The sequence below is a fragment of the Amphritea pacifica genome (assembly GCF_016924145.1).
GTDB lineage: Bacteria > Pseudomonadota > Gammaproteobacteria > Pseudomonadales > Balneatricaceae > Amphritea > Amphritea pacifica.
In genome coordinates, this window is sequence record NZ_JAFFZO010000132.1 from 1 (window position 1) to 413 (window position 413).

A 413-nucleotide genomic window follows, 5' to 3' on the forward strand; every position below is an offset into this window, starting at 1 on the left:
TATCAGGGCGAGCGCTATCACTTCTGCTCGGATGGTTGCTGCGACATCTTCAAAGAGGAACCGGAAAAGTATGTTCAGGCCTGGCTGCCGGTGCATCAGATCTTCCAGGGCAACTGCGGCGGTCCTGATGTCGGCGATATCCTCAAGGATTATTACCACATGAATGTTGGCGTCGACAATATGGATATTAAAGGCTCTCCCGATGAGGTGCGCTGGAATCAGTGGAAAGGTATCGCCTGAACCGGTCATCAATCTGTCAACGGGTGTGGCAGGGCTGCACCCACAGAAGAATAACAAGAGGATATAAAAATGCCTGTATTTGCACTAAGTCCTGACTATCAGGGCGAGCGGATGGACCGGGTGGAAAATTTCCACGGTAATCAGATTGTCTATCTCGGTTGGGATGAGCACCG

The 413-nt window shown here is 51.1% G+C and carries 2 protein-coding genes; both read left to right on the plus strand.

From position 1 onward, the window contains the following. Window positions 1-240: YHS domain-containing protein (locus tag JW499_RS21755; RefSeq protein ID WP_205212529.1), on the plus strand; the 240-nt coding region annotated here is incomplete at its 5' end. Between the two features lie 111 nt (window positions 241-351). Further along, window positions 352-413: phenol hydroxylase subunit P4 (locus JW499_RS22575; protein ID WP_232846581.1), on the plus strand; the 62-nt coding region annotated here is incomplete at its 3' end.